The organism is Microbacterium sp. LKL04 (assembly GCF_900102005.1).
GTDB lineage: Bacteria > Actinomycetota > Actinomycetes > Actinomycetales > Microbacteriaceae > Microbacterium.
The window spans coordinates 235,531-256,524 of the sequence record NZ_LT627736.1 but is presented as its reverse complement, the minus strand read 5'-3'; the positions used below and the strand labels follow the sequence as shown (position 1 = coordinate 256,524).

General features: G+C 70.1%; 16 protein-coding genes and 1 tRNA gene. 3 read left to right on the top strand and 14 right to left on the bottom strand.

Annotated elements, in window-relative coordinates; genetic code table 11:
• Nucleotides 1-51: 51 nt before the first annotated feature.
• The 7 genes from BLP38_RS01285 to BLP38_RS01255 all read right to left on the bottom strand — a co-directional run bounded on the left by BLP38_RS01285 (nt 52) and on the right by BLP38_RS01255 (nt 4,901).
• Nucleotides 52-849, bottom strand: coding sequence for an amino acid ABC transporter substrate-binding protein (locus tag BLP38_RS01285; protein WP_091351878.1), 798 nt, complete (start codon nt 847-849; stop codon nt 52-54).
• A 108-nt stretch (nt 850-957) separates the two neighbouring features.
• Nucleotides 958-2,007 carry an NAD(P)H-dependent flavin oxidoreductase gene (locus BLP38_RS01280; protein WP_091351876.1) on the bottom strand — a complete coding sequence of 350 codons (1,050 nt, stop codon included), beginning with the start codon at nt 2,005-2,007 and terminating at the stop codon, nt 958-960.
• Between the two features lie 73 nt (nt 2,008-2,080).
• A complete protein-coding gene (gene rplA, locus BLP38_RS01275) occupies nt 2,081-2,770 on the bottom strand; it encodes a 50S ribosomal protein L1 (protein WP_018186961.1) in 690 nt (229 codons plus the stop codon).
• Nucleotides 2,771-2,783: 13 nt separating this feature from the next.
• Complete coding sequence (gene rplK / locus BLP38_RS01270) at nt 2,784-3,215, bottom strand: 50S ribosomal protein L11 (protein ID WP_018186960.1); 432 nt, start codon at nt 3,213-3,215, stop codon at nt 2,784-2,786.
• Between the two features lie 186 nt (nt 3,216-3,401).
• The gene (gene nusG / locus BLP38_RS01265; RefSeq protein WP_091351874.1) at nt 3,402-4,409 is read right to left on the bottom strand and encodes a transcription termination/antitermination protein NusG; all 1,008 of its coding nucleotides are present in this window, start codon (nt 4,407-4,409) and stop codon (nt 3,402-3,404) included.
• Nucleotides 4,410-4,517: 108 nt separating this feature from the next.
• Nucleotides 4,518-4,784 (bottom strand): preprotein translocase subunit SecE, encoded by a 267-nt coding sequence (gene secE, locus BLP38_RS01260; protein ID WP_065571373.1) that lies wholly within the window; start codon nt 4,782-4,784, stop codon nt 4,518-4,520.
• Nucleotides 4,785-4,828: 44 nt separating this feature from the next.
• Nucleotides 4,829-4,901: transfer RNA gene (locus tag BLP38_RS01255), tRNA-Trp, on the bottom strand.
• A gap of 213 nt (nt 4,902-5,114) precedes the next feature.
• Here BLP38_RS01255 and BLP38_RS01250 point away from each other — a divergent pair.
• Both BLP38_RS01250 and BLP38_RS01245 read left to right on the top strand, forming a co-directional pair.
• The gene (locus BLP38_RS01250; RefSeq protein ID WP_157681061.1) at nt 5,115-6,935 is read left to right on the top strand and encodes an HSP90 family protein; all 1,821 of its coding nucleotides are present in this window, start codon (nt 5,115-5,117) and stop codon (nt 6,933-6,935) included.
• Complete coding sequence (locus BLP38_RS01245; RefSeq protein ID WP_091351867.1) at nt 6,932-9,730, top strand: hypothetical protein; 2,799 nt, start codon at nt 6,932-6,934, stop codon at nt 9,728-9,730. Before BLP38_RS01250 ends, BLP38_RS01245 begins: the two co-directional genes overlap by 4 nt.
• 53 nt (nt 9,731-9,783) lie before the next feature.
• Here the strand turns inward: BLP38_RS01245 and BLP38_RS01240 are convergent, their stop codons facing one another.
• The 7 genes from BLP38_RS01240 to gabT are packed head-to-tail and all read right to left on the bottom strand — an operon-like array spanning nt 9,784 to nt 19,284.
• On the bottom strand, nt 9,784-11,148 hold the full coding sequence (locus BLP38_RS01240) for an NAD-dependent succinate-semialdehyde dehydrogenase (RefSeq protein ID WP_091351857.1): 1,365 nt from the start codon (nt 11,146-11,148) through the stop codon (nt 9,784-9,786).
• A 21-nt stretch (nt 11,149-11,169) separates the two neighbouring features.
• Complete coding sequence (locus tag BLP38_RS01235) at nt 11,170-12,630, bottom strand: NAD-dependent succinate-semialdehyde dehydrogenase (RefSeq protein WP_091351854.1); 1,461 nt, start codon at nt 12,628-12,630, stop codon at nt 11,170-11,172.
• On the bottom strand, nt 12,627-14,192 hold the full coding sequence (locus BLP38_RS01230) for an APC family permease (RefSeq protein ID WP_091351853.1): 1,566 nt from the start codon (nt 14,190-14,192) through the stop codon (nt 12,627-12,629). The genes BLP38_RS01235 and BLP38_RS01230 overlap by 4 nt, the downstream gene beginning before the upstream one ends.
• Nucleotides 14,193-14,209: 17 nt before the next feature.
• Complete coding sequence (locus tag BLP38_RS01225; RefSeq protein WP_091351850.1) at nt 14,210-15,094, bottom strand: universal stress protein; 885 nt, start codon at nt 15,092-15,094, stop codon at nt 14,210-14,212.
• A complete protein-coding gene (locus tag BLP38_RS01220) occupies nt 15,091-16,449 on the bottom strand; it encodes a flavin monoamine oxidase family protein (protein WP_091351848.1) in 1,359 nt (452 codons plus the stop codon). The genes BLP38_RS01225 and BLP38_RS01220 overlap by 4 nt, the downstream gene beginning before the upstream one ends.
• Nucleotides 16,442-17,923 (bottom strand): amino acid permease, encoded by a 1,482-nt coding sequence (locus tag BLP38_RS01215; protein ID WP_091351846.1) that lies wholly within the window; start codon nt 17,921-17,923, stop codon nt 16,442-16,444. The genes BLP38_RS01220 and BLP38_RS01215 overlap by 8 nt, the downstream gene beginning before the upstream one ends.
• 2 nt (nt 17,924-17,925) lie before the next feature.
• Entirely contained in the window at nt 17,926-19,284 is a 1,359-nt protein-coding gene (gabT, locus tag BLP38_RS01210) for a 4-aminobutyrate--2-oxoglutarate transaminase (RefSeq protein WP_091351845.1), read from the bottom strand.
• 93 nt (nt 19,285-19,377) lie between these two features.
• Here gabT and BLP38_RS01205 point away from each other — a divergent pair, with 93 nt between their 5' ends.
• Nucleotides 19,378-20,910, top strand: coding sequence for a PucR family transcriptional regulator (locus tag BLP38_RS01205; protein ID WP_091351843.1), 1,533 nt, complete (start codon nt 19,378-19,380; stop codon nt 20,908-20,910).
• The last annotated feature ends 84 nt before the right edge of the window (nt 20,911-20,994 follow it).

Below are 20,994 nucleotides of genomic sequence, written 5' to 3'. Positions count from 1 at the left end.
CGGGCTCGGCGGTCGCGTCACCGCGCCGCGCCGAGCCCGTTGGGGCTGATGTCACTCGGTGACGTCGGCTCCGAAGTACTTCTCGCTGATCTCGGCGAGGGTTCCATCTTCGCGCAGGTCGGCCAGCGCGCCGTCGATCTTCTCGATGAGCGCCTTCTTGTTCTTCGTCGTGACGACTGCGCTCTTGGCGGGGTCGGTCTCGGCCGCGATCTTCAGACCCGTCGGTCCGTCGGTCTTCTCGTAGTCGAGGAACGTCAGCTTGTCGTTGACGGTCGCCTCGACGCGGTCCTGACGCAGCAGCTCGACGGCCTGCGCCCAGCCCTCGATCGGGGTCACGTCGGCGCCGGCCTCCTCGGCGAGCTTGTAGAAGTTGCTCGTGAGCGACTGCGCGGTCTTCTTGCCCTTGAGGTCGGCGAAGCTCGAGATCGAGTCGTCGCTGTCCTTGACCACGACGACGCTCGGCGAGACCGTGTACGGCTCGCTGAAGAGGTACTTCTCCTCGCGCTCGGGGTTGATCGAGACCTGGTTCGCGATGACGTCGACGCGCCCCGCGTCGAGACCGGCGAAGATGCCGTCCCACTGCGTCTCCTGGAACTCGATGTTCAGGTCGAGCTTCTTCGCGACGGCCTCGATGATCTCGACGTCGTAGCCGACGAGCTTGCCGCTTTCGTCGTGGTACGTGAAGGGCCGGTAGGTCCCCTCTGTCGCGACCGTGAGCGTGCCGCCCTTCGCGAGACCGAGGTCGTCGCCGGCGGCGTCCGTCCCGTTCGAGCTCGAGGAGCAGGCGGTGAGCGCCAGGACGGCGCTGAGGGCGAGGGCTCCGAGTGCGGCGGTACGACGACGGGACATGGGTCTCCTTGGTGAGGGGGAAGGGAGGCGCGCGAAGGCTGTGGCCCGCGCGGACCTCTCAATACAACACGCATCCGTGTGGATGATTCCCGCAGGTGACGGTCTGTGTCAGCGGGATGCCGGCGGCAGGCCTGCCGCGAGCTCCGCGAAGACTTCATCCGCGTTGTCCGAGCGCGACAGCCCTGCCGCCTGTCCCGCCCAGAGCGAGATCAGTTCCCCGTCGTCCCGCGCCGCCGCGCGGACCACCCCGGTGAGCCAGTTCTGCGCGGGGAACGCGGCGATGGCATCCGCGTCCTCGATGGCACGGACCGCCCGATTCGGGATGCCTCGGGCCAGCCGCCCGCTCATCGCGCGGGTCAGGACCGTGTCGGTGTCCGCCGCAGCTCGGAGCGCGTCGCGGTGCGCGTCGGAAGCGGCCGAGGCCCGGGTGCGGAGGAACGCGCTCCCGACTTGCACTCCCGCCGCGCCGAGCGCGAACGCGGCGGCGACACCCCGGCGGTCGGCGATCCCGCCCGCGGCGAGGACCGGGACGTCGACAGCGTCGACCACTTGCGGGACCAGGGCGAACGTCCCCACGAGCGAATCCTCCGCGGGACGCAGGAAGGTCACCCGATGCCCGGCGGCCTCCGCGCCGCTCGCGACGATCGCGTCCACTCCCCCGTCCGCCAACGCGACGGCCTCGGCGACGGAGGTGGCGGTCCCCACGACACGGATGCCGCGGCGATGAGCCTCGGCGACGGTCTCGGCCGCCGGCACGCCGAACACGACGCTGAGGACGGCGGGCGCGGCATCCCACACCGCGTCGAGCTGCTCGTCGAGGGAAGGGAGGAACGCGGACGGCAGAGGCGGGTCTGCGACACCGGCCGCGGCCAGGAGCGGAGCGACCGCCGCGCGGGCCGCGGCGAGGTCGGCCTCGGCCGGGACGACCTCGTCACCGGTGGGAAGCCAGAGGTTCAGTGCGAACGGGCGGCCCGTCGCGGCCCTGAGCGCAGAAGCCGTCTCGCGGATGCGGTCGCCCGAGTATCCGTAGAGGCCGAACGAGCCGAGACCGCCCGCGTCGCTGACGGCCGCGGTGAGCGCCACGGACGACAGGCCGCCGAACGGCCCGAGCACGATGGGCGCCTCGATGTCGAACAGCGTCTCGATGTCGCGGGCCACGCGATGACGCTACCAAGGACGGAACGACGAAGGGGCCCCACCCGGAGGTGGAGCCCCTTGCTGTCTGGACGACTCAGACGAGAGCGTTGACGTCCAGCGGGATGCCGGGACCGAACGTGGTCGAGATGGCGCCCTTCTGGATGTAACGGCCCTTCGAGCTCGACGGCTTCAGACGCACGATCTCTTCGAGTGCAGCGTTGAAGTTCTCGTTCAGCTGGTCCTCCGAGAAGGACGCCTTGCCGACGACGAAGTGCACGTTGGCGTGCTTGTCGACGCGGAACTCGATCTTTCCGCCCTTGATCTCCTCGACGGCCTTGGCCGGGTTGGGGGTCACGGTGCCGGTCTTCGGGTTCGGCATGAGGCCGCGGGGTCCGAGGACCTTTCCGAGGCGACCGACCTGGCCCATGAGCTCGGGGGTCGAGACAGCCGAGTCGAACGCGGTGTAGCCACCGGCGACCTTCTCGATGAGCTCGGCGCCACCGACCTCGTCCGCACCGGCGGCGAGAGCGGCTTCAGCGGCGGGACCGGTCGCGAACACGATGACGCGGGCGGTCTTGCCGGTGCCGTGGGGCAGGATGACCGTGCCACGGACCATCTGGTCCGCCTTGCGCGGGTCGACGGCGAGCTTCAGCGCGACCTCGACGGTCGAGTCGAACTTGGCCGAACCGGTCTCCTTGGCGAGGGCGACAGCCTGCTCGGAGGAGTAGAACGTGGAGCGGTCGATCTTGGCCGCTGCTGCTTCGTAAGCCTTGGACTTAGCCATTGTTCTGTTCCCCTCAGCTCTCGACCGTGATGCCCATGGAACGGGCGGTGCCGGCGATGATCAGCGAGGCGGCCTCGATGTCGTTGGCGTTCAGGTCGGGCATCTTCGTCTCGGCGATCTGGCGAACCTGATCCTTGGTGAGCTTCGCGACCTTGGTGGTGTGCGGGGTCGCAGAACCCTTCGCCACACCGGCGGCCTTCTTGATGAGCTCCGCGGCGGGCGGGGTCTTCAGGATGAACGTGAAGCTGCGGTCCTCGTAGACGGTGATCTCGACGGGGATGACGTTGCCGCGCTGCGACTCGGTCGCGGCGTTGTACGCCTTGCAGAACTCCATGATGTTGACGCCATGCTGACCGAGCGCGGGGCCGATCGGCGGCGCCGGGTTGGCTGCACCGGCGTTGATCTGAAGCTTGATCAGGCCGGTCACCTTCTTCTTCGGTGCCATTTCCTCTTCCTTTCACGAGCGAGGCGGATGCCTCGTTCTCCCACGGTCCCGGCGGATCCGGGTCGTGGTGATGCCTGCGCGCACGACGAAGCGGCGCACAAACCACATGAGTCTACCGCATCCGGCATCCCCCGGCATGACGAAGGCCCCGCCGGAGCGGGGCCTTCGCGTCGCGCGATGCTGCGCTTACTGCTTGGTGACCTGATCGAACGACAGCTCGACCGGCGTCTCGCGCTCGAAGAGCGAGACGAGGACAGTGAGCTTGCCGCTCTCGGGCTTGATCTCGGAGATCGATCCGGGAAGACCCGCGAACGAGCCCTCCTTGATCGTGATCGTCTCGCCGATCTCGAAGTCGACCTCGGTGATGACCGAGCGGGCCTGCGTCGCAGAGCCCTTCGTGGCGGTGGCACCCTTGGCCGGCGCGACCTCTTTGGCCTCGACGAGCGGCTTCAGCATGGTGAAGGCCTCTTCGAAACGCAGCGGGGTCGGGTTGTGGGCGTTGCCTACGAAGCCGGTGACGCCGGGCGTGTGGCGCACGACCGACCAGGTGTCCTCGTTGAGCTCCATGCGCACGAGCACGTATCCGGGGATCCGGACACGGTTGACCATCTTGCGCTGGCCGTTCTTGATCTCGACGACGTCCTCCATCGGGACCTCGACCTGGTAGATGTCGTCCTCGACCTCGAGCGTGGACTTCCGCTGCTCGATGTTGGCCTTCACCTTGCGCTCGAAACCGGCGTAGGAGTGGATGACGTACCACTTGCCCTCGAGCGAGCGGAGCTCCTGACGGAAGGCCTCGTACGGGTCGTCCGAGGTCTCGTCCTCGTCATCGCCGAGCTCGGGACCGTCGTAGGGGGCGACCTCGTCCGCCGCAGCTGCGGCGCGCTCTTCCTCTTCGTCGGCGAGCGACTCGGTGAGAACCTCGGCGGCAGCCTCGGCTTCGTCGGCCTGGTCGATCTCGAGCGCGTCGTTGACGATGCGGTCGGCTTCGGGGTCCTCGATCACGACGGCATCCTCTCCGGTGGGCTCGTCCTCGACGGGCTCCTCGTCCTCGATGTGCAGGGCGGCGTGCTCAGCGGATTCGGCGGAACGCTCCTGACCGGCCAGGACGTTGCCCTCCTGCGCTTCGTCGTCCTCGCTGGACTGCTCCGCGGCGGTCGACCAGTCGGCGTCGTCGACATATCGTTCGGTCACGTCATTCACTTCCCTGCAGGTTCGGCTTCGATGTTCAGCGGCAACGCGGCGGGCGGTTCAGATGATCCGGGATGCCGTCCGTCACCGCGACGGATGATCGTCCGGACGTCACCTGGGGACGTCGAAGACGATGTTCGTGATCCAGGTGAAGAACAGGTCGAGCCCGTACACGATGGCCATCACGACAACGACGAATCCCAGGACCACGAGGGTGAACTTCACCAGCTCCTGCCGGGTCGGTGTCACGACCTTGCGGAGCTCGGCGATCACCTGGCGGATGAAAAGGGCGATCCGCTGGAAGAAGTTGAGCTTCTTCTCACGGGTGGCGCCGCTGCTGGCAGCGACGACCTCGCCGTTCGGCTCATCCTGGACCATTCAACCCACCTGTTGCTCGGTTCGAGTCAGCTGACGCTGACGCGCAGGGCGGACAGGAATCGAACCTGCAACCTGCGGTTTTGGAGACCGCTGCTCTGCCAATTGAGCTACCGCCCTAAGGTCTTTCGACCCGGGAATCCACATCCTGTCGGGCCCATGGGCACGGCAAAAGAATGCAGACAACTGCGTGGACCAGCATACGGCATGGCTCGGAGGGTGGCGAACGCGCGGCATCCCTCGCCGTCCGAGGGCCGCCTCGCTAGGCTTGATCGGCCGTCACCGGCATGGGGGAGCACGGCATCGGATGAACGACGACTACCGAGGAGCGCGGTGACGGACAGTACTGCCGCCCAACAGTTCCAGGTCGACCTCCGCGGGGTCATCGACCTGTTGAGCCGCCACATCTATTCGAGTCCTCGGGTGTTCCTGCGCGAGCTGCTGCAGAACGCCGTCGACGCGATCGCCGCGCGCCGGGCCGTCGACGGGGGCGGCGGCCGCATCCGCATCACGCCCGTCAGCGACGGCTCGGCCGAGTTCGTGATGCGCGACGACGGGGTGGGGCTCACCGAGACCGAGGTCGCCGACCTCCTGGCCACGGTGGGACGCAGCTCCAAGCGCGACATCTTCGACCTGCCGCGCGGCGACTTCCTCGGTCAGTTCGGCATCGGGATGCTCTCGTGCTTCATGGTGTGCGACACGATCGTCATCCGCTCGCGGAGCGCGTCAGGGTCCGCTCCCGTCGAGTGGACGGGACATTCGGACGGCACCTTCACGGTCGCCCCCCACCCCGAGGACATCCCGGTCGGCACGAGCGTGCACCTCACGCCGCGCTCGGACACGCGGGCGCTGCTCGGGACGAGCACGGTCATGGAGCTCGCCGAGACCTTCGGACGCTATCTGCCGCACACGGTCGTCGTAGACCTTCCCGGCGGCGGCGAGACGACCGTCACCGAACCCGCCCCCTTCCTCGACGGCGATCTCGAGCGACAGCTCGGCTACGGGCGTGAGCTCATCGGCGCGGAACCGCTCGATGTCATCCCGCTGCACGTCCCGGGCACGCAGACGCGCGGGGTGGCCTTCGTGCTGCCGTTCGCGCCTCCCCCGACGGCACGCCAGAGCACCCGCGTGTACCTGCGGCGGATGCTGCTGACCGAGCGCGCCGACGAGCTGCTCCCCGCCTGGGCCTTCTTCGCCCGCGCCGTCGTCGACTCCGGCTCACTGCACCCGACCGCCAGTCGCGAGTCGCTCGTCGACGACGACGCACTTGAACAGACACGCCAGGAGATCGGCGAGGCGATCCGCCGCTGGATCCTGGAGGTCGCACTGCAGGACCCCGTCCGGCTCGCGCAGTTCGTGTCCATCCACGAGGTCGCACTCAAGTCGCTCGTCCGCCACGACGACGAACTCGCCCGGTTCATCGTCCGGTGGCTCTCGGTCGAGACGACCGCGGGTCGTCTGCGCGTCGAAGAGCTCGCCCGCAGGTTCCCGACCGTGCGCTACGCCGAGACCGTCGACGAGTTCCGCCAGGTCGCCAGCATGGCCTCCGCCGGCGGTGTCCTCGTCAACGGCGGCTACCTCTACGACGCGGACCTCGTCCGCCGGATCCCCGAGCTGTTCCCCGGCGTCGAGGTCGAGCGCGTCGACGTCGTCGGCGAGATCGACCGGCTGGACCTCGCACCTCTCGACGACCGCGCCGCGGCGACAGCCCTCGAGGAGCGAGCGAAGGCTGCGCTCGAGGACGTCGACGTCGCGGTCCGCACGTTCGACCGTCCCGACCTGCCGGGGCTGTTCGTGGCCGATCCCGAGGTGCTGCGCGCCCTCGACCGTGGCCGTGCGCGCAGCGCCGGGGGCGCGTTGTGGGGCGGCGTCCTCGACCGCGCGGCGAGCATCGTCTCGAGCGGCCGCGCCGCGGACGAGCTCGCGGCTCGGCTGTGCCTCAACTGGACGAGTCCCATGATCCGCAAGCTCGCCGCGACGCCGCCCGGCCGGGTGTTCGACCTGAGCGTGCAGCTCCTCTACGTGCAGTCGCTTCTCGCGGGGCACCACCCCCTCGGCCCCTCCGATCGCACGATGATGTCGAACGCCCTTTCGGAGCTGGTCGACCGCGCCATCGACGCCGACACCCCACCCTCGACAGAAGGAGCCTCATGACCGGTTACGCGACCCGCATCCGATCCCTCTTCGACGAGATCGACAACACCCCGTGGGGTCCGCAGGAGCAGTCCCTCGTCGCGCAGGCCGTCGCGCTCGCGCAGGAGAGCGGCGACGAACGACTCGAGTACGAAGCCCGCCTGCGGCAGACCTCGAGCGCGAACATGGGCGGCGACACGGACCTCATGCTCACCTCGTTCGCGTGGTGCCTGGCGCACCACGACGCCGATCCGGAACGGTTCCCCGCCGAGGTCGAGGGCGCCGGTGACGTGCTCTGGCAGTACAAGTGGATGGCGAGCGCCCTCGGCAGCTCGCCCGAGTTCCCCACGGAGCAGATCGCCGCCGTGCTCGACGACATGGAAGCGCACTACCAGCGGGCCGGCGTCGGTCCCAGCGGGGTCCTCATGGCCCGCTTCGAGGATGCCTGGGCGGCGGGCCGCATGGACGAAGCCGCCGACCTGCAGCGCACGCTCGAGGCGACCCCCCGCGACGACTACAGCCACTGCGACGCGTGCGTCCGCAGCCAGTTCGCCGGGTTCTTCATCGAGACCGGTCGCGAGGAAGAGGCCATCCGACTCGTCGGCGAGATGATCGAGAACGGGTTCTCGTGCGGCGAGGAGCCCGAGCACGCGCTGGCTCGCATCCTCCTCCCCTACCTGCGCGCGGGGATGCTCGACGACGCACGCACCGCGCACCTGCGCAGCTACCGCCTCGCGAAGGAGAACCCGGACAACCTCGCGATCGTCGCGAAGAACGTCGTGTTCTGCGCCGTCACCGGCAACGAGGCGCGTGCCCTCGCCCTCGTCGAGCGCCACCTGTCGTGGCTCGTGCACGACGGCCTCGACGCCGACGCGCACGCCACGGCTCTCGGCGCCTTCGCGCTCGCCCTCGACGCCGTCGCCGCGGCGGGCCACCCCGGCCTCACCGTCCGCGGCTCGGACGCGGAGGCCCTCGTGCCCGTCTTCGGCGCGCACGACGGCCCGTGGCGCGTCGACGAGCTCGCCGCCGCGGCGTGGAGTGCCGCCGGCGACATCGCCGCGGCATTCGACCGCCGGAACGGCACGGACGCCCACACGCGGAACCTCGCGCGCCTGCGCGAGGTCGGCACGGAGCACTACGACGTCCCCATCCGCTCGCACGATTTCTCGACGGTGGTCGCACCCGCTCCCGTCCTCACGCGGGAGGACCGCGTCGCCCGTGCCGTCGCCCTGGCGCACGCCGGGTCGTCCGCCGCGATCGACCCGCTCCGCGGGCTGCTGACGGATGCCGACCCCGCCGAGGGCGTGGTCCTGTCGTCGCACCTGCTGGGCGGCCTCGTCGCCACCGACCGGATCGTCGAGGCCGAGGCGTTCCTGCCCGAGCGTCTGACGATCCTGCGCGCCGCGGGGCACGCGGCGCAGGCCGACCTCGAAGAGCGCCTCGGCCTCGTCCTGTTCGGGCACGACCTGGCAGCGGCCGGCGACACGCTCGGCGCCGAGCTGGCAGCCGCGGTGGGCGCGCCCGCGGCAGTCCAGGCGGACCTGGTCTCGACGCGCGGCGTCGCGAAGATGTACGAGGGATCGTTCGCGGAAGCCCGTGACGACGCCCGCGCAGGGGTGCGCCTGTTCCTCGAGGCAGGCGACGCGGTGCGCGCACAGGGTGCGCGACTGCTCGCGGTCGACGCCGCGGCATCCGCTTCGCTCTTCGACGAGGCCCGCGCCGACCTGGACGACCTTCTCGCGGAGTCGCTCAGCGACGGTCGTCGCGCGCGGGCTCTCGCGTCGAAGGCCCGACTGCACGGCGTGGCCGAGGAGTTCGCCGAGGGCGCCGCCGCTGCGGACGAGGCGGCACGACTCCTCCTCTCGCTCGGTGCGGACGATGTCCGCATCGCGGAATCGTTCGTGCTGGCCGGAGCGCTCCATGAGGATGCCGGGGCCGCGTCGCTCGCCGCCGGCCGCTACCGCACCGCGGTCGAGCGGTACGAGTCGGCGGGCGCTCCCACGGCCGACCCGCGTTACCGACTGGGCCGGGCAATGATCTCCGCCGGGATGCCGGAAGAAGCCGTCGACGCGCTCCACCAGGTCCTCTCGGACGAGACCGCCGCCGAGGTGCCCGCCGGATCGCGCGCCATCACCGTGGGGCTGCTCGCCCGGGCGTACGAGGGCGCACGCGACTTCGGCAACGCCGTCGGCGCGTGGGGCTTCGCCGCGGACCTCCACGAGGAGGCGGGCGAAGCCGAGGGCCAGGCCTTCGCACTCGTCGCGCAGGGCCGCCACCTCGGAAACTTCGGCGAGTACGACGACTCCGTGATCGCCCTCGAGACCGCCCTCGGCCTGACCGCCGGCACCGAGGAGCAGGTCGGTCTGCACGCCGAGGCGCTCCATCTGCTCGCGCAGGCCAAGATGCAGCGCGGCGACGAGGATGCCTTCGAGGTCATCGACCAGGCCCTGGCTCTCGGCCGGGCCAACGAGGCGCACTGGTACGTCGCCGACGTGCTCGACACCCGCGCGCGGCTGCTGGCGGCGCGCGAGCGTACCGATGAGGCCGTGGCCACCGCGCTCCAGGCCGCGGACGGGTTCGCGCAGGCCGGCGACGCCAGCTCGGGCGCGGGTTCGGAACTCCTGGCAGCGCGTCTGCTCGTCGGCGTCGAGCGCCCGAATGACGCTGTCCCCCTCTACCGCGCCGCCATCGAGCACGCCACGGACAGCGAGAACGAGCCGCTGCGCCAGCAGGCGGCGCTCGAACTCGGCGACGTCTATGAGGGTCTCGGCCGCCACGGCGAGGCCGCGGAGATCCGCGCGACGACCTCGGCCTGACGCGAAAGCCGCGAGGGGCGGCATCCGACCGGATGCCGCCCCTCGTCAGTCGTTCAGCCGATGCGGACGAGCTTCTTGTTGACGAACTCGTCGGCCGCCAGGAGGCCCAGCTCACGACCCGTGCCGCTGCGCTTGATGCCGCCGAACGGCAGTCCCGGCTCATCGGCGAGGACGAGGTTGACGTAGACCATGCCCGCTTCGATCCGGTCGGCGACGCGGGTCGCCTGCTCGGGGTCGGTCGTGTAGACGTAGGACCCGAGGCCGAAGGGGGTGTCGTTGGCCACGCGGATCGCCTCGTCCTCGTCGGCGACGCGGTAGATGACACCGGCGGGGCCGAACAGCTCCTCGCGGTAGACGTCCATCTCGGGGGTGACGTCCGTCAGGACGGTCGGCGCGAAGAACGCGCCGTCGCGGGTGCCACCGGTGACGATCGTCGCGCCCTGGGCCGCGGCATCCTGGATCTGCTTCTCGAGACGCTCGGCCGCGGTGACCGAGGAGAGCGGCCCGAGGACGGTGTCGGAGCTCCACGGGTCGCCGACCGAAGCGGCCGCCATCTTGGCCGTGAACGCCTCGACGAACGCATCGTAGAGCCCGTCGACGACGATGAACCGCTTCGCGCCGTTGCAGGACTGGCCGGTGTTGTCGAGGCGCGCGTCGACGGCGGCCTGCGCGACCGCGTCGAGGTCATCGGCCGACAGGACGATGAACGGGTCCGAGCCGCCGAGCTCGAGGGCGACCTTCTTGAGATTGCGTCCGGCGACTTCGGCGACAGCGGCCCCGGCGCGCTCCGAGCCGGTCACCGATGCGCCGTGCACGCGCGGGTCGGCGATCACGTCGGCGGCCTGCTCGTTCGTGAGGTACACGTTCGTGTAGACGCCGGCGGGGAAGCCCGCGTCGCGGTAGATCTCTTCGATGGCGGCAGCCGACTCGGGGCACTGCGGCGCGTGCTTGAGCAGGATCGTGTTGCCGACCGCGACGTTGGGGGCGGCGAAGCGGGCCACCTGGTAGTACGGGAAGTTCCACGGCATGACACCGAGGAGCACACCCAGCGGCGCCCTGCGGATGACGGCGGTCCCCTCCCCCTCGATCGGGATCGGCGTGTCGGCGGTGATCTCGTCGATGTGGTCGGCGTAGTACTCCGTGATGTCGGCAGCGAAGTCGACCTCGCCGAGGGCGCCGTCGATCTGCTTGCCCATCTCGCGGACGATGATCTTCGCCAGGTCTTCGCGACGCTCGCGATGCAGCTGCGCCACGCGACGCAGCAGATCGGCCCGCTCGGCGGGAGTCGAGGTCCGACCCCAGCCTCGCGCGGCCTCGTCGGCGGCCCGGAGGGCGCGCTCGACGTCGTCGGCGGATGCCGTCGGGTACGTCGCGTGGGTCTCGCCGGTGGCGGGGTCGATGACGGCGTAGTCGCTCATGATGCTCCTCAGTGCTTCCGGTCAGGCCGGGATCAGGGTGTACTTCACGTTCAGGTACTCGTGGATGCCCTCGAGGCCGCCCTCGCGGCCCATGCCGGACTGCTTCACACCGCCGAAGGGCGCGGCTGCGTTCGAGACGACACCGACATTCAGCCCCATCATCCCCGTCTCGAGGCGGTCGATCATCCGGTGGCCGCGCGCGAGGTCCTGCGTGAACACGTACGAGACGAGGCCGTACTCGGTGTCGTTCGCGAGGCGCACGGCCTCGTCCTCGTCCAAGAACGTGCTGATGGCGAGCACGGGTCCGAAGATCTCCTCGCGGAGGATCGCACTGCCGGGGACGACGCCGTCGACGACGGTCGGCTCGTAGAACGTGCCGGCACCCTCGACGGCGTTCCCGCCCACGAGGACGCGCGCGCCGCGCTCGACGGCGTCGCCGACGAGCTCCGCCGCCTTCGCCACCGCGCGGTCGTCGATGAGCGGACCGATCTGCACTCCGTCCTCGGTGCCGCGGCCGATGGTCATCTCGCGCACGCGGTCCGCGACCCGGCGCGAGAACTCGGCCGCCACCGACTCGTGGACGATGAAGCGGTTCGCCGCGGTGCATGCCTGGCCGATGTTGCGGAACTTCGCGAGCATTGCGCCGTCGACGGCCTTGTCGAGATCGGCATCCTCGAACACGACGAAGGGGGCGTTGCCGCCGAGTTCCATCGAGACGCGCAGGACCCCCTCGGCGGCCTGTGCGATGAGCTTCTGCCCGACCGGAGTGGACCCCGTGAACGAGAGCTTCCGCAGTCGCGGGTCGGCGATGATCGGCGCCGAGACCGCGCCCGACGATGCGGTCGTGATGACGTTGACGACACCGGCGGGGACGCCGGCCTCGGCGAGCAGCTGCACGAAGAACAGCGTCGTCAGCGGGGTCAGTTCCGCGGGCTTCACGACGACCGTGCAGCCGGCGGCGAGCGCCGGCGCGATCTTGCGGGTCGCCATCGCGAGCGGGAAGTTCCACGGGGTGATGAAGAACGAGGGTCCGACGGGACGCTGCGAGACGACGATGCGTCCGGTCCCCTCGGGGTTCAGGCCGTACCGGCCCGAGATGCGGACGGCCTCTTCACTGAACCAGCGGAGGAACTCACCGCCGTAGGCGACCTCGCCGCGGGACTCGGCGAGGGGCTTGCCCATCTCGAGCGTCATGAGGAGCGCGAGGTCCTCCTTGCGGTCCTGCACGAGGTCGAACGCCCGACGGAGGATCTCGCTCCGCTCGCGGGGCGCGGTCGCCGCCCACGACTCCTGCGCGGCGACGGCTGCGTCGAGGGCGCGGATGCCGTCGGCCGGGGACGCGTCCGCGATGCGGCGGATGACCTCGCCCGTCGAGGGGTCGAACACATCGAGGGTCTTGCCCCCCTCGGCATCCACCCACTCCCCGCCGATGAAGAGCTGGTTCGGGATGCCGGAGAGGAGGTCTGACTCGCGGGAGGTCATCGGAGGGTCTCACTTTCTGCGCGCAGCTTTCGCGCGCTGGGGGGTGCGTCGAGGGACAGGGTCTGTCCGCGGAAGTAGGCGGGAGCGACGATACGCATCACGATCATCACCACGATGCCGAGCACGATGATGCCGAGGCCGAGGAAGAACACGATGCCGATGCCGAAGATGTCGGTCCCACTCTCGGAGTAGGCCGGGTCGGCCGAGTCGATGAGCGTCGTGACGAACAGCACGGCCAGGATGATGCCGCCCACCAGCGGGAAGAGCAACGTGAAGAACACGTTCCTCACCGAGTCGAACCACTGGTGGCGGAAGTACCAGACGCACGCGAACGCCGTGATGCCGTAGTAGAAGCAGATCATGAGGCCGAGGGTGAGGATCGTGTCCCAGAGGGCGTTCTCGCTCACCGCGCGCATCACCGCGTAGAAGACCGCCGCCACGATCGCCGACACGACCGTCGCGAACCCGGGGGTGAAGAATCGCGGGCTCACCCGGGCGAACTGTCTCGGGAGGGCGCCGTAGTGCCCCATCGCGAGGAGCGTGCGTGCGGGGCTCACGAAGGTCGACTGCAGCGACGACGCCGAGCTCGTCAGGACGGCGAGCGACACGAGGAACGCCAGCGGACCCAGGATCGGACCGGAGAGGAAGAAGAACACGTTGTCCTGGATGTCGGCGTTGCCGAGCCCCAGCTCGCCGTCACCGGTCCCGGAGTACATGAGCATCGCGACGGCCAGGAGGAGGTAGATGGTCACGATCGTGATCACGGTGATCGTCGCCGACCGCCCGGGGGTGCGCTCCGGGTCCTTCGTCTCCTCGTTCATCGTGAGGGTGACGTCCCATCCCCAGAAGATGAAGATCGACAGTGACAGGCCCGCCGCGAGCGCGCTGAACGACGACACCGCGAACGGGTTGAACCATTCCAGATCGAACGGTTGGAAGTCGAAGCCGCCTCCGCTCACCGCTGCCGAGATCGCGGCGACGGCGAAGAACACCAGCACGATGACCTGGAAGCCGACGAGCACGTACTGCAGCTTCTGCGTCGTCTGCATGTCGCGATAGGAGATGAACGTCGCCCCCGCGATGAACAGCAGGCAGACCACGATGTTCAGCCAGGGGATGCCGGCGAGGTCGGCGATCGACGGGTCGCCCGTGATCTGCGACACGAGGAGGAAGAGGAAGTCGACGGCGACCCCGGCGAGGTTCGAGAGGACGAGCACCGTCGCGACGATGAGCCCCCACCCCGCCATCCACCCGATCCACGGCCCGAAGGCGCGCGTCGCCCACGTGAAGGAGGTGCCCGCGTCCGGCATCCGGTTGTTCAGTTCGCGGTAGCCGAACGCCACCAGCAGCATCGGGATGAACCCCACGAGGATGACGGCGGGGATCTGGGCTCCCACCGCCGAGGCCGTCGGGCCGATCGCGGCCGTGAACGTGTACGCCGGCGCGATGCACGAGATGCCGATGACGACGGCGCCGAGCAGGCCGATGGTCCCGGCGCTGAGGCCCTTCTTCGAGAGCCCGCCGTCGGCGACGGGGACCTTCTCGGCGGCGTGCTGGCTCATCGTCGAGCTCCTTCGGGTCAGCGGGACGAGTCGGTGGTGCGGGTACGGGGGACGACGACCATCGGCACCGGGATCTCGCTCAGGAGCTTCGCGGCGACGGATCCGAGGAAGAGACGGCGCGGCTGGGCCAGGCGGCTCGAGCCGACGAGGATCATCTCGCCCGGCAGCCAGTCGAGGTGCGCGACGGCGTCCTCGATGCTGTCGCCCTTCGCGGTCACGATGTCGGCGCGGACACCCTCGGGGATGGCGGCGAGCACGTCGGCGAGCACCTTCTCGGCGTGGGCGGCGCCGGCGAGGCGGATGACCCCCGTGTCGACGGATGCCGGCAAATCGACCGTCACGAGCGAGACGAGCCGCAGCGAGGCACCGGTCGCCGATGCGAGGGCGACGGCCTCCTCGAGGAGGATGTCCGCCCCGGCGCGCGTGCCGACGGCGACGGTGAGGCGCGGGACACCGGCATCCGTCACCCGCTTGCGGGCACCACGCGGCACGAGGACCACCGGGACGTCGGAGGAGTGCAGGAGCTGACTCGTCGTCGAGCCGAGCCGGTGGCGGCCCCGGGCTCCGCCGTCGGCGGCGCCGACGACGAGGTGCGTCGCGCCGAACTCGTCGGCGGCCTCGACGAGCCCTTCGGCGAAGGACTCCGCGTAGCGCGCGTGCTCGCGGTGCACGACGCCCGCCTGCACCGACGCGGCCGCCTCGGCGAGCCACGACTCGGCCTGGCCGAGCAGGTACCGGTCGTACGAGGCGTCCGGCGGAGTGATGACGCTCCGACCCTCGCCGGGCAGGACGAGGACGATGTCGAGTTCGGATCCGGATGCCGCCGCGAGCCCGCCCGCGACGGCCACCGCATCGCGGCCCGCCTTCGTGGCGGTGTAGCCGACGACGATGCGGCTCGTCATGCCCGGCCGTCCTCGAGGATGTTCCTCGCGGCGAGGCGTCCCATGCGGATCGCGCCGTCGACGTGCTGGTAGCCCGCACCGGCGATGTCGCTGCACGCGAACTGGATCGGACCGACCGGGGTGCGGACATCGGCGCCGTAGCGGTGCAGGCCGCCGAGGTCGAAGCTCGCCGCGTACGCGCCACGGGTCCACTCCTCGGTGCCCCAGTCGCTCTCGTAGTAGACGACGGGGTCCTTCGCCTCGGGACCGTAGTAGTGCGACAGCGACTCGAGGATGCGCTCTTTGCGCTCCTCGGCGGTGAGGCGGAACATGTCGTCGGCGTTCCGGTCCGACACGAAGCCGACGAGCGTGCCCCGCGGGTCGTCGTGGTTCGTGTTGTCATAGGCCTCGTGGCAGATCTCGTATGGGCTGAACGCGGTGCCCGAGAGCCCCTTCTCGCGCCAGAACGGCGTCTCGTAGACGGCGTGGACCTTGATCACGAAGCCCATCGAGATGTGCTGGTGCATCTGGTGCTGCAGGCGCGGCATCGGCGGGACGAACGAGATGCGGTTGTAGAGCACGGGCGCGACGGCGAGGACGGCGCTTCGGGCGCGGACCGTCAGTCCGTCCGCGTGCGCCGTGACACCGGCATCCGACCACTCGATGGTGCGGACGGGACTGTTCAGGAAGACATCGTCACCGAGACGCTCGGCGAGAAGGACCGGGACCTGCTGGAGTCCGCCCACGACGCGCTTGTCGAGGATGAAGTCGGCGTCGACGAGGTGCGAGTAGCTGCCGGCGCTCGCGGCCATGAGGAGCGACTGCAGCAGCGAGAACGCGTGGGTCGGCTTCGTGAGCATGGCGGAGCCGGTCGCGAAGGCGAGGTTGCGGACCGCCTCGTCGTCGTCGGTCTGCTGGCGCAGCCACGCGTCCCACGTGATCGTGTCCCACTCGGCGGCCTTCGGGTGCGCGAACGGACGGTCGGGGTCGATCTCGGCGACCATCGCGTCGAGGCGCTGGGTGATCTCGTCGATCGTCCGCTCGGTCTCGGGGCTCACGGGGAACATCTCCCCCGTGAAGCGCGAGACGGCGCCGTCGGGGCCGACGTAGACGCTGTCGCCCTCGCGGTATCGGCTGAAGGTGTCGAGTCCCAGTTCGGCCACCGTGTCGATGAGCGCGTCTTGGTCGGGCGAGACCCACTGACCGCCGAGTTCGAGCATGGCGCCGTCGATGACGTCGGTCCACAGCCGGCCGCCGACGCGCTCGCGAGCCTCGAGGACCGCGACCGAGAGCCCCGCCTTGCGCAGTTCGTTCGCTGCGGTGAGGCCGGCGGCACCGGCGCCCACGATGACGACGTCACGGGTGATCTCAGTCATTCACGACTCCTTCGTTGGAGGGGATGCGCTCGTTCGACGCGTGGTCGGGACGGCGACGGAGGTTGCGACGGACGAGCGGCCAGAACACGAGCAGCACGCCGGTGGCGATGAGACTCGTCCACACCTGCGCACGGCCGGACTCGGAGGTGAGCATGACCACCACGACGGCGGCGATGGACGCGATGAGGAGGATGTTGAGCCACGGGTGCAGCCAGACCTTGAGCTTCAGCTTCGCGACCTCGTCGGGGGTCATCTTCTGGCGCAGCCGCATCTGCGTGAGGGCGATGAAGACATAGACGAAGAGGGCGACGAGTCCGGCCGAGTTCATGATGAAGTCGAAGATGCCCGAGCTCGGCGCGACGAAGTTGACGAGCGTCGCGATCAGGCCGCCGATGGTGGAGGCGAGCAGCGCGATGACGGGGACGCCGGTCCGCGAGCGGGTGGCGACGACCTTCGGGGCGAACCCCTTGTCGGCGAGCGCGGCGAACATGCGCGACGCCGAATACAGGCCCGAGTTGAGCACCGAGATGACCGCCGTGAAGATGACGAGCTGCATGATGACGTCGGCGAAGGGGATGCCGAACTTCGACAGCGCGATCGTGAACGGGGCGTTGGCGACGTCGGTCGGCACGGGGAGTTCGTCCCACGGGACGACCGTCACGATGACGAGGACCGATCCGACGAAGAAGAGCAGGATGCGCCAGATGATCGTGCTCGTCGCCTGCCGGATGCCCTTGGCGGGGTCGACCGATTCGGCCGAGGCCATGACGGCGATCTCGGTGCCGAAGTAGGAGAAGATCACGAGGGCTACGCCGGTGAAGGCGACGCCGATGCCGTTGGGGGCGAAGCCGCCGTGCTCCCACAAGTTGGGGACGGCGACCGTCGCGTTCGGCCAGAGCCCGAGGGCGAAGAGGATGCCGGCGCCGAGGAAGACGACGATGGCGACCACCTTGATACTGGCCAGCCAGAACTCGACCTCGCCGAAGGTGCGCACCGAGATGACGTTCGTTCCGACGAAGATCGCGATGAGGATGAGCGACCAGGCCCAGGACGGCAGCGCCGGGATCCAGGTGTGCATCGTCTCGCCGCCGAGAACGGCTTCATAGGCGAGGACGCCGACCCAGAAGTACCAGTACAGCCAGCCCACGAGGTACGCGGCCCAATCGCCGAGACCGACGCGGGCGTACTCCATGAACGAGCCGATGGCGGGACGGGATGCCGCCATCTCGCCCAGCATCCGCATCGCGAAGAAGACGAGCAGACCGCCGATGAGGTACGAGACGATCGCGGCCGGTCCGACTTCGCGGATGACGTTGCCGGACCCGACGAACAGACTGGCCCCGATGATCCCGCCGAGGGTGATCATCGTCACGTGTCGCGAGCGCAGCTTGTTCGAGCGTGCCTTCGTGACCGCCCCGAGACCCGCCGATGTCTCGGGCGAGACGGGGTTCGACCAGTTGTCCGTACCCGCCATACTCAGCCCTTCCCCAGGGCCTCGGCGACGACGTCGAGGCCCTCCGTCAGCAGCTCGTCCGAAATCGACAGGGGCGGCAGGAACCGGATGACGTTGCCGTAGGTGCCGCAGGTGAGGACGATGACGCCCGCGGCGATGCACGCCTTCGCGATCGCACCCGTGAGCGCGGCATCGGGGGCACCCGTGGTCGGGTCGACGAACTCGGCGGCGATCATGGCTCCGAGTCCGCGCACCTCACCGATGCGGGGATCGGATGCCGCGAGATCCCGCAGCCGGGAGGTGAGGAGCTTCTCGATCTCCTGCGCCCGCTCGATGAGGCCGTCGTTCTCGAACGCGTCCATCGCGGCGAGGGCTGCGGCACAGGCGACGGGGTTGCCGCCGTAGGTGCCGCCGAGGCCACCGGTGTGCGTGGCATCCATGATGTCGGCGCGTCCGGTGACCGCGGCCAAGGGCATTCCCCCAGCGATGCCCTTGGCCGTGGTGATCAGGTCCGGCACGATGCCGAAGTGCTCGCTCGCGAACATGGCGCCGGTCCGGGCGAAACCGGACTGCACCTCGTCGGCGATGAAGACGACGCCGTTCTCGCGGCACCACTCGACGACGGCGGAGAGGAAGCCGTCGGCCGGGACGACGAAGCCGCCCTCGCCCTGGATGGGCTCGATGATGACGGCGGCCAGGTTGTCGGCACCGACCTGCTTCTCGATCATCGAGATGGCGCGGGCCGCGGCATCCGCTCCGGACAGTCCGTCACGCAGCGGGTACGAACCGGGCACGCGGTAGATCTCGGAGGCGAAGGGACCGAAGCCGCTCTTGTAGGGCATCGACTTGGCCGTCAGCGCCATCGTGAGGTTCGTGCGGCCGTGGTACGCGTGGTCGAAGGCGACGACCGCCTGCTTGCCGGTGAACTTGCGGGCGATCTTGACCGCGTTCTCGACGGCCTCGGCGCCGGAGTTGAAGAGGGCGCTCTTCTTGGCGTGGTCGCCGGGGGTCAGGCGGTTGAGGGTCTCGGCGACCTCGATGTAGGACTCGTAGGGCGAGATCATGAAGCAGGTGTGGGTGAGCTGCGCGGCCTGCGCGGCGATCGCCTCGACGACCTTCGGGTGGGCGTTGCCCACCGTCGTGACGGCGATGCCCGAGCCGAGGTCGATGAGCGAGTTGCCGTCGGCGTCGAGCACGACGCCTCCACCGGCGGCGACGGCCGCGATCGGAACGGTGTGACCGACACCCGCGGCGACGGCGTCCGCCTTGCGCGAGAGCAGCTCCTGCGAGCGGGGGCCGGGGATCGCGGTCTCGAGGCGGCGTTCCTGCGGAAGGGACGGTCCACCGAGGGGCGTGCTGACGGAGGCGATCGAGGTGCTCATGCGGCGAGCGTAGAGGGGTGCGTGCGTGCGGTCACTCGCCGTTGCGTCTATTCTCGCGTCAGGACTGTACGACGCGTACAGAAGGGAGGCCGCATGGTTGCTCGGGATGCCGACCCCACCCTGCGCGCCCTCCTCGGCCGCGGGGAGCTCCGGCTGAGCCTCGCGGGCGAGGAGGACGACCTGCCGCCGGGCGCCCTCGACCGCGCGACGCGGTGGGTGCACAGCTCCGACCTCGACGACCCGACCCCGTTCCTCGCCGACGACCTCGTCCTCCTGACCACCGGCACGCAGTTCCCCGCCGGCATCCGCTACCCCTTCGACGCCTATGTGCGGCGACTCGTGGATCGCGGCGTGGCCGCATTGGGATTCGGGACCGAGGTGGCTCGCGACGGCATCCCGCCGGGACTCGCCGCCGCGTGCCGACGCGCGAACCTGCCGCTGTTCGAGGTGCCGTACGACACGCCCTTCATCGCCGTCGCGCGCGCCAACGCCGAGGCCGTCGCGGCGCAGGCGTACGCCCGGCGCAGTTGGGCGCTGTCCGCGCAGCGCGCGATCGCGCTCGCGGCGCTGCGGCCCGACGGGCTCGACGCGACCATCGCCGAGCTCGCGCGTCAGCTCGACACGTGGGTGGGGATGTACGACGCGGCCGGCGAGCTCGTCCGCGAGCACCCGGCGGGGAGCCTCACGGCCGACGCATCCGCTGTGCTGAGGACGGAGGTCGACGCGGTCCTGCGTCGCGGCGCCCGCGCGGGCTCGTCGCTGCGCTCCGACACCGACGCGTTCACGCTGCAGACCCTGGGGCGGGGCGGGAGCCTGCGCGGCGTCCTCGCCATCGCGGCGAGCGAGCTCGACCAGGCCGGCCGCGACGTCGTGACCGCCGTGATCGCGATGGCAGGCCTCGCGCTCGAGCAGCACCAGCGCCTCTCGCGCGCCCGCACCGCACTCCGCTCCGGGATGGTCCGGTCGCTCCTCACCGGCGACCCCGGCCTCGCCCGGCAGATCTCACGCGACGTCTGGGGGCCGTTGCCCGCCGCTCCGGTCGTGGTGGCGGTGGCGGATGCCGCGGGTCCCCGCACGCACGCTCTCATCGACGTCCTCGAGCTCCGCGCCGACGAGCGGCACGGGGCACTGCTGTACGGCACCCTCGACGACGACGTCGTGATCGTGGTCCCCGCCTCGGCCGCCGCGACGCTCGAGGAGATTCCGGCGCGCTTCGCGCTCCGACTCGGGGTCTCGGAACCGGCGGGATACGCCGACGTCGCCCGCGCGCTCGACCAGGCACGCGCCGCCCGGGGCCGCGCCGCCGCCCCCGAGATCGTGCGCTTCGAAGAGGTGCAGGCCCGCGGCATCCTCTCGGCCCTGTCGGCGGGGCAGGCGTCGACGGTCGCCGCGGCCTACCTCGACCCGCTGCGCGAGCACGATCGCGCGCACGGCGCCCGGCTCGAGGAGACCCTCCGGGCCTGGGTCGTCGCCGACGGCTCGAACGACACCGCCGCGACCGCGCTCGGGGTCCACCGGCACACCGTCCGCACGCGCCTCGCCGCCGCAGAGCGCATCCTCGGCGTCGACCTGTCGTCGTTCGCCGCCCGCGCCGAGCTGTGGGCGGCCTTGCACCTCGGGGGGTGAGGCGGGGCGAGGGGCTGACGAACGGCGGAGATCTGGGCGGCGCGCCGGGCTCGCCGGGGTGTTCCACGGCGTGTCGCGGTGGAT